The following is a 12,725-nucleotide window of genomic DNA, read 5'->3' as shown; positions in this document are numbered from 1 at the left end:
GGTGTTACTTGACGACTTTCACATCCGGCAGACTACCGGTCAGGCCGTTGTAGATATCTGGCTTAAAGCCGGTGACGCGCGCGCTGCTGGCCGACAAAATCGCTCGGTTACCCAGCAGAATCGCCGGTGGATCGTCCGCCAGCACTTTATACAGCTGGTGATAAATCGGTTTGCGTTTTTCCACATCCAGCACCGCATTGCCTTCGTTGATCAGCTTATCAACCTGCGGATTGTTATAGCCGGACTCTTTCGCTTCCGTGCTGTAGTAGTCCCATACGCCATCATGCGGATCGTTGAGCGTGCTGGTGCTGAAAGAGGCCAGATCATAGTTGCCTGCTTTACGCTGAGCCATCAGGGCGTTGAAATCCACCACCTGCGGTTTCAGCAGCACGCCAATCTGCTGCCAGTTCTCTTTGGCGATAGGGATCAGCGCATCGTTCAGCACTTTCTTGCTCACCAGCAGCGTCAGCTCCAGACGTTTACCCTCCTTCACCCGGATGCCATCCGGCCCCGTTTTCCAGCCTGCCTCATCAAGCAGTTTCTTCGCCTGCGCCGGGTCGAATTTGTATGGATTCACACCGTCGGTGTTATACGCCCATGAAATCGGGGCAATCGGTTCAATCGCCACTTTGCCGTAACCCTGATAAACCACATCAATCAGCTTCTGGCGGTCAAGGCCATAAATCAGCGCCTGGCGGACTTTCACGTCCTGCAACGCCGGGCGATGCACGTTGAATTCTACTTTGCTGTAGTCGCTGGAGCCGTACAGGTTGATATTGGCAAAGCCCAGCAGTTTCAGTTGTTCAATATCATCCGGCCGCGAAGTAAACGCGTCATAATCGGTTTCGCCGGTCTGGAACAACTGGAAGTTGGTGGATGGGTTGGTTACGCGGTAGATAAAGCGCGGCGTCGGCGGCGTACCCCGGTAGAAATGAGTGTTGGCGTGGAAACGAATCTCCTGGCCTGGAATGTATTTTTCATAGACATACGGCCCGTTACCCAGCGGTTTGCCGTGCAATGTGCGCAGATAATCGAGGTTGCCGCGCTGATACTCTTTCCCGTAATACGCTTTCGACAGTATCGGGCCGCCGATTTTCGCCAGGGTTGTCGCGCCAGGCTGCGTGGTGGTGACCTGCACGGTCAGCGGGTCGATCGCTTTCAGGCCGCTGACGCTGTCGGCTGTCCCGGCTTTATATTCCGCGCCGCCCACAATGTTGGCGAGGGTGATGTCGGTATCACCATCATATTTCGGGTCATACAGCACGGTCAGGGTAAACACCACGTCTTCGGCGGTCAGCGGCGAGCCGTCGCTGAAGGTCAGATTCGGGCGTAGCTTAATGGTATAGACCTTGTTGTCCGGACTGACCTTCCAGCTTTCCGCCAGGCCGGGCACCAGATTGCCGTGGCTGTCCCAGTCGATCAGGCGTGAGAAAATCACGTTGGTGACGTTTTCATCCCAACCGTTCACGAAGAAATAGGGGTTAAAAATCCCCTGCGGTTCAGAGATACCCGCCACTACCGTGTCTTTACGCAGCTTTGCCGCCGCCGGGATCTGGCTGGCGTCTGTCGCTGGCGTAATCCCTTCTTTTAAGACTGCCTCGGCAAACGATGCAGAAGAGAAAGCCACCATGCTGCTAAGAAGGGCAATTTTGAGGGCAAGGGTAAAGCGTGTGGGTTTTGTTTTTAGGCGGGTCAGTACGCTGGACAAAATCGCTACCTCATCAAATGATTGCGTGAAATTTACAAATCATGACGAACGATAAGAGCCGCACCTCGCCCTGTCTAACAATGAAAATGCATGGCTTATAACGAATCATCCTTAGCTAATTTATGGTAAATCAATGCGTAATTTCAGCTAAGGAAGATGAGGCATCACACGGGGGTCAGGGTCAACAAATCGACATGGCTCACTGGGCGTTGTGTCGAATACTGAGGGCCGGGCAATAAGTTTAGTTAAGGCACGCTAAGTGAGCTGAAGGTCCGCTGTGAGCGAGGTGCGGACATTGAAAAGATTAAGGCAAAAAATCGCGCGGTGTTGAGCCCAGAATGAACCGAAAAGCGGCTGTAAATGATGCGGGGCATGAGAAACCCAGCTGGTAAGCAACCTGTTTGATTGGGATACCATTCGCGAGAAGATCTAACGAAGCACAAATTCTGGCTCTCTGCTTCCACGTTCTATAACTGAAGCCAGTATCCTTAATGAACAATCGAGAAAATGTACGTTCAGACATGGCTGCTATAAAAGCAAGCTCGCTCAACGATGCTTCCCAGCGCTGATTAACCAGCAACTCTCTGGCCGCACTGAATAACCGCTCATCATGCGGCATTGGAAGCTCCGTAGTTAAAGGTGGAGCCTCGCTGAGGATTTCCAGAAGCAACAGAGCCATTTTCCGTTGACTCGGTCTGTGGTAATCCTCACTGAAAAGCCCTGCTATCAGCTCTTTCACCAATGCCGTAGCAGTAATGACATGCACCTGGTTACTCTTCGTAAAGTTTGTACATTCAGCGATAAGGCTGCTACTGAAATAAACAGCCCGTAGGTCTGTTTGTGAAAGCAGGTTGTAACTATGGATGTGAAGAGGCGGTAGCCATAATGCACGCTGAGGAGGGATAACCCAGCGGTCACCCTCTGTTTCAACCAGCATCACCCCTCTGGATGCAAATAGTAACTGCCCCTCAACATGATGATGGGGAGGGTCTGCCTCTCCACGTTGATAGCTTATCGCTGTGCTTGACCAGCCTGTTTCTTCATCATGTCTTGGCGCTTTATCTATACTACCTGGCATTTCAGATTTAGCTCCTGCAATTATCATATCGAAGTTGGAACCACCCGGAGTATAGCCCTACTGGATGGGTGAGCTATTCCTAATTCTGATTTTCATAGTTATTACAGGAGCATATCCTAATGCGAGTACACTTTATCGTACATGAAAGTTTTGAAGCACCAGGGGCTTATGAGACCTGGGCAACAAATCGAGGTCATGATGTGACTTACTCACGTGTTTATGCAGGCGATGAGCTGCCAGCAGGCACCGAAGACATCGATTTCCTGATCGTTATGGGCGGTCCGCAAGATCCAGTCACTACTCTGGAAGAATGCCCGCACTTTAATTCCAAAGGTGAACAAGCGTTAATTGCTTCTGCGGTTCAAACAGGTAAAGCCGTGATCGGTATTTGCCTCGGCTCACAGCTAATCGGTGAAGCGCTGGACGCGCCGTTCGCTCACAGCCCTGAAAAAGAAATTGGTAAGTTCCCGATTACACTGACTGAAGATGGCTGCAAGGATGAAATGTTCTCTCACTTTACGAAAATACTTGAAGTGGGTCACTGGCATAACGACATGCCAGGTCTGACCCCGGAAGCAAAAATTATCGCTTTTAGCGAAGGCTGTCCGCGCCAGATCGTTTCTTATTCAGACCGCGTCTTTGGTTTCCAGTGCCACATGGAGCTAACCCTGGAAGTTGTTGAACTGCTAATCGCTCATTCTGAAAAAGACCTGAGCTGTGCTGCAAAATACCGTTTTGTTAACACTCCTGAACAACTCCGGACGCACGATTATAGCGAAATGAACCAAGTACTTTTTGGCTTCCTGGATAAGTTGGAAGCACATTACAAATCAGTTCAAAAATAATCTAATGCCCGGTGTGTGTACTTGCCACCGGGCATTAGTCTCAACTTCCGCTCCTGGCACGGAGCTGACCGCCAGAAGCGCCGCGAGGTCGGCTATGAGCACAGGCTGTGTGAAAACATTTTTGTTCGCATCAGTGGCCAAAAACAGAACTGAAAACTGCGTCCCTACGTAAAATTCGACTCTGCTAACCAGTCGTTCGGTTTCAGATTTTGTATAGCCTCACGAACTTCATTTTTGGTCAGAGTTTTCACACAGCCTGAGCGAAAAACGGAAGTGGGTGTTAGTCTACCAACTGGTTAAATAACTATTGTTGATTTAATTGTGCAGAGATGGATTGATTTCGTGAGAAATAGCATCAATCTTTTGAAACGATATACTTAAAAGGAAATTAAAACATCAGCATTAAATTGATAGGAACTCCCAACTAGATATTTCTCTATAATATGCATTATAATTCGAAAATGGAAATCATTAGGTGCTATATTAAAATATCCCTTAACAAATCGAACCCAAATGTCCTTTGTTTACTTCCAGTTCGTAATGGTGAACAACATTTACTTTCTTACTTTGAAAATGTCAGGCAATTCACTAATGGAATCATTGCATTAGATGATGGAAGTATAGATGGGACAATCAAGTTATTGAATGAAGAGCCACTTGTTCTGGAGGTTATATCTCATCCAAAACGAGATAGTTACGCTGGGCGGGATGATTCATATAACCGCCAAAAATTGCTAAACGCAAGTGCGAAATACAAACCTAAGTGGATTTTATGGCTTGATGCAGATGAGCTCATAGCTCCGTGTGACATCCCACTCGTGCATAAATTAATCGATGATATAGCTGTTTCAGGAAATGCCTATGCATTCGAAGTGCTGAGAATGGTAGTGGATCTTGAACATTTTGATCTACACAAATTATGGGTATATCGGTTTTTTCACTACCAAAAAGAGCAGTACCTGCCACAATCTAGACTTCATTTCGATCCAATCCCAACTGATATCCCCGAGACACATCAATTTAGAACAATAATAAGAATTCTGCACAAAGGGAGCATGACTGCTGATGATCGACGCTTGCGTTTTCGTAAATATAAAGAGGCTGATCCTAAATTAGTTTGGCAATCATCATACATTAATTTATTAAAGCCCACTGGGTATTTGTGGAAATTACGACCCTATATCACTGAAGAAATATTAATTTTACCTTAGAGTAGTAAATTCTGGATAGTTATTACAAATGTACACCATATATCTCTATGATTGTCTGAATAACAATAGATAACGCCTCCATCAATTTATTTGGATCTGTTGTCAATACAGGTGTAATCATTAGTTGTTCTCCATTAGATGACATTACAGCAAATATTGAACGTTGACGTAAAATATGAACTAGTGAGCTTAATTGTTTAGTTTTATTTGATATCAATTTGGAAATATCTATAGCCATAGATAGACCACTACCATGTAAATTTAGCATTACTCCATATTTTTTACAGCATTCATCGAAATGCTGAGTTATAGCTTTCCCTAATTCATTAGCACGAATTTGAAGTTGGGCATCTCTATGAAAAGAAATTGTTGATAAAGCAGCGGCACATGCCGAAGCTGTGCCTCCGTATGTAGATGTAAATAAAAACTCATCATAGTATGATCGTAATTCCGTTGAAATTAGCGCTACAGATAACGGATAAAGGCCATTAGTAAGAGCCTTTCCAAATGTAACTACATGAGGCTTAATTCTATATTTCTCAAATGAACAAAAATAGCCTGTTCGATTAATACCTGTACCAATTTCATCACAAATAATTAAGAAGCCTTGCTCCTGGGAGAGTTGATAAAGAATGTCTATAAATTTATCAGAGATCACACGACATCCAAAGTTCGTAAGAATCGTTTCAAAAACCACAGCGCAGATACTTTCCTCACAAGACAATATATTTCTTATAACCTCAATGGCTTCCTCAGAATCTGGGACAGGTAATATATATCGTTTGTTTTCGATATCTAATGACTCAAGATGAGATACCGAATAACCTGTCGCTAATGCAGCGCCAAGAGTTCCTCCATGATAAGCACCATCTATGCAAGCTACTCCGGATTTTCCTGTAACCAATCGAGCAAATTTAAGTGCATTATCAATCGCTTCACTACCGCTACATGAATAAATAGGAAAATAACCGGGTAGAAGAGAATTTAGCTGTAGTGTTAATTCTAATTGGTTAGACTCTGTACACCAGGGCGGATTGTAAGATAATGGCTGAATCCTTGTTATCCAATCATTAAAAATAATTGGATTATTCCACCCAGCATTCATAACATTCCAACCAGATGTAAGATCGTAGTACCATTGTCCAAAGTTGTCGATCACTCGATCATTATCAGCGCCGGCAAGGATTGTTCTATTTTTCAATATCATAAGAAAATTTCAGCTTCATTAATCATCGATATCCCCTTCCGCTTTTAAGCAATTTTTGCAATGTTCAACGGCGTTACGGCCTTGATGCATAAGTCTTGCCCTGAACAAACGGCCTCTTTCTATAATCGCATCCACTTCTTCTTGGAAGATGTTCCCTATCACACCATTACTATTGAATGAAAGCATACATATATGTACGTCACCTTGTGTAGTGATGCACATTGCATTACCAGCCCAAAAGCATGGCCCCTGAGGGAATTTATTTGAATTAAAAAATTTCTCTTGCCCAAATTTATCAATTGGTGAAACCCTAGTCCATATGTCGCACTTTCTGGATAAAGTTACTAGTTCAACATCATAAATTGCATTTCGTCTATAACTGATTTCATAAATACCAACCTTTAATTGCTTTTGGGGATTAGACTCTCGAGCATCGAGCAACCGATGCAAACCATCCAAGGTTGATCTCCATGTTCCTTTCCCCCTATTTTCTTCATGAAGAGTTTCCCCTCCACCATCAATAGATACGTAGGCAAGATCATTTGGTGATGATGATTCGACAATCTTTTTACACATTGCAGAAGTCAAAAGAAGGCCATTAGTATGAAATTCAATAGGAACGTTAGGAGCAATCGAATTTCTAACAGTTAAAAAATCCGTAAAATATCTATTAAGCAAAGGCTCACCGCGCCAGTTTAAATGAAGTTTTTCTATAATCAATTCAGTTTCCATCAGTTTTTTTAGTAGGAGTGAATAGTTCGAAATTGACAATTGCGCTCGCGAGTGAGTTTCTTTTGTATAGCAATCCCTGCAAGAGAGATTGCATGAAGAGGATACATCTAACCATATCCAAAGTCTGGAATTGTTTATCATATTCATTATATTAAACCAATCCAGTTTATTTTTCTTGATATACTATGGCAACCATCTAAAGCATCATTAATTTCACGCCATTGCTTATCCCAAATAACCGTCGAGCTTGGATTGACATGGATTACTTTTCCGGCTGATGTTGATGACCATATCCATGTCCCATCCAAGATGCGGACTGCAGCATGCTCATATATACCATCTTCATCCCAGTCAAAAAAAACCAGTACGCATAAATCCAAAAATGAAGAGTGATCTAAAGGTACTGTAATATCTTTGAATCCATGAGCTAATTGGTCCGCAGTCATCCATGGCAACTCTCTCACGGATTTTTTTAAGCAAATACGAATGGCTCGGAGTAGTAAACTTGAACAATCGATGCCTGTCATACCTCTCCCTCCATATTTATATGGTACATCAACGGTATTGATAATTATTTTCTGAAAACGTTTCTCCAAATGAGAAAATTCATTAATCATACAAATTTTTGAATACCAGAAACAAGAATAACTCGCTGGTTAAACTCATTGATTTTAAAATAGGATAATGGACCAATAATCATGGTACCTACAATGATGTCGTATTCATAGTTGACAGTTGGCCACCAGGGAGGGATGCATAACATAGCTTCTAGGCCGTCATTGACTATAACACCATTTACATCTATTTCAGAAATAGTTACAACAGAGGGAACTCCAGGTTTTAACCTACCAGATATATTAACCTTCTCCTTTCCCAAATGCATTTCACCGCTAACTCCAGTACGGTTTGCTTTCTGGACCACAAATTTGGCCATGGTAATATCAAATGGGAGTTGTTTTATGTCAGAATCATGAATCGAAAAAGATAATTCCCATGTTCCGGTAATGCGAATAGCAGCCACTATAGTCTCCTCAGAAGAAGGTAACTGACTCAACGAAATAGAAAATTTTTCTTTTTGGCTCAAATTGAAAATTATGCTTATGATTAATGTAGACGATAGTTTTACTTCACGCAAATTGGTTGATGTTCGTCATGATGTGGAGGTTAAATCAACGAGATGTCTTCTACTATTATATTGTGCCCACAACCGCCAGCAAGCTCCCTTCTTTGGGCCATTAATGCAGCAGGTAAGATTTTTAATGTAACAGTATCAGGTGATGTAACGGAAGAAAATCTTCCTGTAGGGTGGGTTGCTGAGCGTATCAGTGCCTCTCTAAATGGGTATGTCTGGGTCATTGCAAGTGACATCTCACGCACAAAATATGCCATCTTGTGTAAAAGAGTAAAAGAAACAACATGGAGTTACGTTATACCCTTGCAAGCTTCAGCAGAAATTACGCAATCAAAATTTGGCCTTTGGATACTTTCGAAAGATCATTTAACTCTAGTAGACATAGACGGTAACACCCGCTGTTCTCATCGTTTAGTTATCAAAGCTTCCGACGTATGCGAAAGTGTGGATGGCTCTTTATGGTTAATTGGAGGAAAAGTCCGCCATGGTGGTTGGTCCATACAACGCTTACCTCCGGGAAATGATCATTGGTTTGAATTTCCAGAACCTGTAGCTACGGTTCGTGTGTCTTGTGCTCCAGATGGTACGGCTTGGGCTACAAATTCAAAAGGGCAAGTATGGAGAATTCATCCTGATGGCCCTGGGCACTTTACCGAGTGTGGACAACATGCGTCTTGCAGAAAATGTTTAAAATCGCCAGCAACACAAAATATAATACTGGTCAGTGTTGGGGCGGATGGGCAAGTTTGGGGATTGAGCAACAAACAAGTTCCTGATGGTAATCAAATTATACGACTTATCATCGGAACTAAAATGATTGTCGAGTTGCCGCAGTCCATCGGTGCTGTACATATTGCCGCTAGTACAATGGCAGCAGAATTATGATAATACGTTTATTAATTGCACATGTAATAATTATATATCGTAATATGTGTAACTTCCGCTTCTGGCACAAAGCCGTCAGCACAGTCGGCGATCGATCCCACCAAGTAAGAGCGAACATTTTGCCGCCCCCTCAACTGAACCAACGCCTCGCTCAGAGACGCCAGGATGCACATACCCACTCTTACCCTCCGACAAACGCTTTAAAGCATCCGTCACATCGCATATGCAAGCGTCCGCATAACTTCAGCGAAGCATGGTTATAGTCCGCAGCCCAGGCATATAATGTCTTGCACCTGTTTGATTAAATCAATAACCAAACCATGCGGTTTATTAGTACATGTTTGATAGTGGTTCTTGCTACATCTTCCGGATTGGAATAGAGCGGGAAAGTTGCAAATGTCTTCTTTCCATGTAGGAATACACGTCTCCGAATCTGCTTTATTGCTTCATCCTGCATTCACGTCATCAAAAATCAGAAACTCAAATCATCCTGATCACTAAATGCATAGGCGTTGCACAAAAAAAGAACAGCGCAAAGCACTCATAATAAAAAATAAAATCATTAAACCCCGGCATAATATTTAAACAAAGATTAAAAACAAAAACACTCTGCATAAATACCAACACCATCCCCAATGTAATACCGATAAAATATTTTAGCGCCCCCGCCCTTCTTTGAGTCATAAAAGCGAAAAACGCTGCCATGGTCAAAACAGGAATGAATGGTGAGGAGAGTATGGTTGTAGATACCTTTTCACCAATAGAGTGAATAAGATAAAGCCAACAATATAATATGCACCATGAAATAAAAACAAATAAAAATAATGCCATAAAATTCTCACGGCGCACGTCAATCACAACCATCCCCCCTGCATGACGATATATTTTCTTCACCATTAAACGTTCTCTTGCTTTGATAAATGGTGGTTACAATACTCATCTTCCCTGTCTTGGTTACTCATCATAACTACACAATGTTGACTGTTCATTTCAGAAATGTGTAGCCAGTATGGAGAAGCGGATAATTAACCTGCACGAATAATAAAAATATCGCCATGAACCATTTTAAAACAATCCGGTCAGAGTGTACTCATCTTAAAAATTGATAGAGATTATTGATTAAGCCATCTTTAAAATGACGGTAAACGTTTTTTCAAGGTAAAATGCACTCAATTCATCGGTACTGTGGAAGTCAACATGAACAAAAACAATCTGATTATCGTCGCTGAAGACGATGATGATATCGCCGCCATACTGATAGGCTATTTGCACAAGGCAGGCATGCTAACCTTAAGAGCTGAAGATGGCGAGAAGGCTGTCAATCTTACCCGTCTTCACAAACCCGACCTCCTGTTATTGGATATTCACCTGCCCATATATGATGGCTGGAATGTTTTAACCACGTTGAGAAAGGAAACCAATATTCCCGTCATTATGGTGACCGCGCTGGATCAAGACGTTGATAAACTGATGGGCCTGCGACTTGGGGCTGACGATTATGTGATAAAACCCTTTAATCCATCCGAAGTTGTTGCCAGAGTTGAAGCCGTACTTCGCAGGACCCAATCGAACGCCGAGGTTACGCCTTCAAGGCCTGTAAGAACGCCTTTCGTGACCATTTTTCCTGACGAATTTTACGTTGAAATCACCGTACAAGGTCAGGTTTCCGCCCCCGTATTGACGACAACTGAATTTAAGCTTCTAACCTATTTAGCCAGAAATCCGAGGAAAGTGTGTTCGCGCGAAGAACTACTCGATGCATGTTTGCCCGAAGGGGATTCGCTGGATCGTACCGTCGACAGCCATATGAGTAAACTGCGCAAGAAACTTGAACATGCCGGACTTAAAGGCGTTCCTGAAAGCATCAGAGGGTTAGGCTATCGCCTGGGTGATAATAAATGAAGAAAGAATCAATTCTAAGTCGCCAGATACTGACACATATGCTGTTGCTGACATTCATTATTATTGCCATCGTTATACTCGGTACCTCCTTATTCTATAGCTTTTTGATTGACTACCTACCGGGGGGGACAAGCGCCGCGAATGACGATAACATGACCTTACTTGATTGGATGTGGATTCTAATCGCTTCAATCATCAGTCTGGCCGTTTCTCTTTTTTTTACCGTAAAACTGTCTGCCAGAATATTAAAGCCCTTAAATGCCGTAGCATATAGCCTGAAACAAATCTCGCAAGGAAACCTTAGCGCAAGAGCCGCGAGTAGCCATTCCCAGCTCGGTGAGATGAATCAACTGGTCAACGATTTTAATGAGATGGCGGAAAAATTACAGACGCTGGATACCCAGCGCAATTTATGGAATGCCGCAATCGCCCATGAACTTCGGACCCCTGTAACGATTTTACGTGGAAGGCTTCAGGGATTAGTTGAGGGGGTATTCGAACCGGAACCCGCTCTGTTCAAAAACCTTCTTAAACAAACCGAAGGCCTGACCAATTTGATTGAGGATCTTCGTGTTGTCAGTTCTTCCGGAGGGGCTAAATACACGCTGATACTCAGTGACGTTGATCTTGAGGCGACAATCTCGAATGCACTGGATACCTTTTTGCCGGACTTTGCAGCGAAAAAATTCAAAATCATAACCGAACTACAGTCCCAGCACAGTCTCTGCGATCCTCTACGTATTATCCAGTGTCTGACCGTACTCTTTGACAACGCCTTAAAATATTCCGTTCCGCAAACGCTTTTAATCAAGAATGGGATCATCGGGAACGATCATTTTATAATCGTACAGGATGAAGGGCCAGGGATCCCTGAAGCGTTCCAGAGATCCTTATTCCAGCCTTTTCAACGAGGAGAATACGCCAAAAGCAGTCATCCAGAGGGATGGGGTTTAGGACTCTCGGTAGTACAAGCAATTATGCGTGCCCATGGCGGAAACGTAACCTACAGCTTAACACCAGAAAACGGCTCAACGTTCAAGCTATCGTGGCCTGTTCAAGGGGTAAACAGGCTCAATTGAGCCTGTTGTTAGCCAGAGACAAATCCCACAGACTCCCGAGTTTAGCATCCCATATTGCTGGTGTGATTTTCAGTTTGCCTCTTTTAGGACTTAATGTTATTTCACTAAAATAGACATCTCTTCCTTTTAGCATAAGATCGACGCGGCAATACTCTATTTCGTTTGCTAACGCCTGAGCAGCAATAACTGATTTGTTCAATGAAGGTGGCTCCTTAATCGGGATCGGCGTGTTGGGATATTCCATCTGAAAAGGTTGCAAATTCCACGAACGGTCATAGACATTGATGAACCCGCAGCCATTATCATCAGTAAAATCAGCTTCAATAAAGCAGGCCACACCATGAAAACAGTGTATTCTTAACATTTCCGGGGTGACATTCCTGTCCTGATTAGTGAATAAATCAAGGTATCTCTCGCAGAGAATGACGGGGGTAATATTTTTATATTGCCACTCTCTGGTTGTGTAGTACATATTCTTTTTAAGTGCTAGTTTCAACCTATTCCTTGCTCTATCGAAGTCAAAGCTTGCCTTATCCTTACATATAATCACACTGCCGCTATCATGATTGCATTTTAAGACAAATTTAGCAGGGAGTTTATCAAAATTTATATCTTCTACGCGCGGGTAAACACCAATTAATGGGATGACATTAACTAAGTTCGTGCATCTTTCTACGTATTCCCTGACGGCAAACTTGTCCGCAAGCATGGTATAGAATGGGTTGTGTTCGAATACCATTCGATGACAAATCTTCTCATTAAGTGTTAATGGGTTATAGAGATCGGCGTCACCGCCCGATATTTTATTAAGTCTGGATGTATGAAAAGAAACGTCTGTAGATAAATACGCCCTGCACTTCCTGAAAAAATACTCAATATATTTAACGTGATAATTTATTTTATTCATCAATCCTCCTGCTCAGAATCGTTATTCTTGCAGAGGATT

At 43.1% G+C, this 12,725-nt stretch carries 13 protein-coding genes; 5 read left to right on the top strand and 8 right to left on the bottom strand.

Annotated elements, in window-relative coordinates; all coding sequences use genetic code 11:
• Positions 1–4: 4 nt before the first annotated feature.
• Both H7R56_RS07875 and H7R56_RS07870 read right to left on the bottom strand, forming a co-directional pair.
• The gene (locus H7R56_RS07875; RefSeq protein ID WP_223878898.1) at positions 5–1,630 is read right to left on the bottom strand and encodes an ABC transporter substrate-binding protein; all 1,626 of its coding nucleotides are present in this window, start codon (positions 1,628–1,630) and stop codon (positions 5–7) included.
• 382 nt (positions 1,631–2,012) lie between these two features.
• Entirely contained in the window at positions 2,013–2,786 is a 774-nt protein-coding gene (locus H7R56_RS07870) for an AraC family transcriptional regulator (protein ID WP_106924312.1), read from the bottom strand.
• 119 nt (positions 2,787–2,905) lie between these two features.
• On the opposite strand from H7R56_RS07870, the gene H7R56_RS07865 reads away from it, so the two are divergent.
• On the top strand, positions 2,906–3,631 hold the full coding sequence (locus H7R56_RS07865) for a type 1 glutamine amidotransferase (protein ID WP_106924311.1): 726 nt from the start codon (positions 2,906–2,908) through the stop codon (positions 3,629–3,631).
• A gap of 461 nt (positions 3,632–4,092) precedes the next feature.
• Positions 4,093–4,842 carry a glycosyltransferase family 2 protein gene (locus H7R56_RS07860; RefSeq protein ID WP_181357948.1) on the top strand — a complete coding sequence of 250 codons (750 nt, stop codon included), beginning with the start codon at positions 4,093–4,095 and terminating at the stop codon, positions 4,840–4,842.
• Positions 4,843–4,864: 22 nt separating this feature from the next.
• Here the strand turns inward: H7R56_RS07860 and H7R56_RS07855 are convergent, their stop codons facing one another.
• From H7R56_RS07855 to H7R56_RS07840, 4 genes are read right to left on the bottom strand one after another with little or no spacing between them, the layout of a single operon-like run.
• On the bottom strand, positions 4,865–6,049 hold the full coding sequence (locus H7R56_RS07855; protein ID WP_106924309.1) for an aminotransferase class III-fold pyridoxal phosphate-dependent enzyme: 1,185 nt from the start codon (positions 6,047–6,049) through the stop codon (positions 4,865–4,867).
• Between the two features lie 18 nt (positions 6,050–6,067).
• A complete protein-coding gene (locus H7R56_RS07850; RefSeq protein WP_223878897.1) occupies positions 6,068–6,922 on the bottom strand; it encodes a radical SAM protein in 855 nt (284 codons plus the stop codon).
• Between the two features lie 5 nt (positions 6,923–6,927).
• Complete coding sequence (locus H7R56_RS07845) at positions 6,928–7,398, bottom strand: NlpC/P60 family protein (RefSeq protein ID WP_106924307.1); 471 nt, start codon at positions 7,396–7,398, stop codon at positions 6,928–6,930.
• Positions 7,395–7,802 (bottom strand): hypothetical protein, encoded by a 408-nt coding sequence (locus tag H7R56_RS07840; RefSeq protein WP_182928569.1) that lies wholly within the window; start codon positions 7,800–7,802, stop codon positions 7,395–7,397. Before H7R56_RS07840 ends, H7R56_RS07845 begins: the two co-directional genes overlap by 4 nt.
• A 156-nt stretch (positions 7,803–7,958) precedes the next feature.
• Here H7R56_RS07840 and H7R56_RS07835 point away from each other — a divergent pair, with 156 nt between their 5' ends.
• Positions 7,959–8,798: a hypothetical protein gene (locus H7R56_RS07835; RefSeq protein ID WP_146145685.1), complete on the top strand. Its 840-nt coding sequence runs from the start codon at positions 7,959–7,961 to the stop codon at positions 8,796–8,798.
• A gap of 480 nt (positions 8,799–9,278) precedes the next feature.
• Here the strand turns inward: H7R56_RS07835 and H7R56_RS07830 are convergent, their stop codons facing one another.
• Complete coding sequence (locus H7R56_RS07830; protein WP_106924305.1) at positions 9,279–9,695, bottom strand: transporter; 417 nt, start codon at positions 9,693–9,695, stop codon at positions 9,279–9,281.
• A 300-nt stretch (positions 9,696–9,995) separates the two neighbouring features.
• Between H7R56_RS07830 and H7R56_RS07825 the strand changes: the two genes are divergently transcribed.
• On the top strand, positions 9,996–10,700 hold the full coding sequence (locus H7R56_RS07825) for a response regulator (RefSeq protein WP_106924304.1): 705 nt from the start codon (positions 9,996–9,998) through the stop codon (positions 10,698–10,700).
• Positions 10,697–11,779: an ATP-binding protein gene (locus tag H7R56_RS07820; protein WP_106924303.1), complete on the top strand. Its 1,083-nt coding sequence runs from the start codon at positions 10,697–10,699 to the stop codon at positions 11,777–11,779. The genes H7R56_RS07825 and H7R56_RS07820 overlap by 4 nt, the downstream gene beginning before the upstream one ends.
• Here H7R56_RS07820 and H7R56_RS07815 read toward each other — a convergent pair.
• Positions 11,772–12,686 carry an ATP-grasp fold amidoligase family protein gene (locus tag H7R56_RS07815; protein ID WP_106924302.1) on the bottom strand — a complete coding sequence of 305 codons (915 nt, stop codon included), beginning with the start codon at positions 12,684–12,686 and terminating at the stop codon, positions 11,772–11,774. The genes H7R56_RS07820 and H7R56_RS07815 overlap by 8 nt on opposite strands.
• Between the last annotated feature and the right edge of the window lie 39 nt (positions 12,687–12,725).

This window comes from Klebsiella sp. WP3-W18-ESBL-02 (assembly GCF_014168815.1).
GTDB classification, from domain to species: Bacteria; Pseudomonadota; Gammaproteobacteria; order Enterobacterales; family Enterobacteriaceae; genus Kluyvera; species Kluyvera ascorbata_B.
Note: the sequence above shows the minus strand (reverse complement) of the source record. Positions and strands in the feature narration are given on the sequence as shown.

Bases quoted from the DNA above. Each gene is read 5' to 3' on its own strand.
- H7R56_RS07875 (WP_223878898.1), bottom strand. From the start codon at position 1,630: ATGGTGGCTTTCTCTTCTGCATCGTTTGCCGAGGCAGTCTTAAAAGAA.
- H7R56_RS07870 (WP_106924312.1), bottom strand. From the start codon at position 2,786: ATGCCAGGTAGTATAGATAAAGCGCCAAGACATGATGAAGAAACAGGC.
- H7R56_RS07865 (WP_106924311.1), top strand. From the start codon at position 2,906: ATGCGAGTACACTTTATCGTACATGAAAGTTTTGAAGCACCAGGGGCT.
- H7R56_RS07860 (WP_181357948.1), top strand. From the start codon at position 4,093: ATGGAAATCATTAGGTGCTATATTAAAATATCCCTTAACAAATCGAAC.
- H7R56_RS07855 (WP_106924309.1), bottom strand. From the start codon at position 6,049: ATGATATTGAAAAATAGAACAATCCTTGCCGGCGCTGATAATGATCGA.
- H7R56_RS07850 (WP_223878897.1), bottom strand. From the start codon at position 6,922: ATGATAAACAATTCCAGACTTTGGATATGGTTAGATGTATCCTCTTCA.
- H7R56_RS07845 (WP_106924307.1), bottom strand. From the start codon at position 7,398: ATGATTAATGAATTTTCTCATTTGGAGAAACGTTTTCAGAAAATAATT.
- H7R56_RS07835 (WP_146145685.1), top strand. From the start codon at position 7,959: ATGTCTTCTACTATTATATTGTGCCCACAACCGCCAGCAAGCTCCCTT.
- H7R56_RS07830 (WP_106924305.1), bottom strand. From the start codon at position 9,695: ATGGTGAAGAAAATATATCGTCATGCAGGGGGGATGGTTGTGATTGAC.
- H7R56_RS07825 (WP_106924304.1), top strand. From the start codon at position 9,996: ATGAACAAAAACAATCTGATTATCGTCGCTGAAGACGATGATGATATC.
- H7R56_RS07820 (WP_106924303.1), top strand. From the start codon at position 10,697: ATGAAGAAAGAATCAATTCTAAGTCGCCAGATACTGACACATATGCTG.
- H7R56_RS07815 (WP_106924302.1), bottom strand. From the start codon at position 12,686: ATGAATAAAATAAATTATCACGTTAAATATATTGAGTATTTTTTCAGG.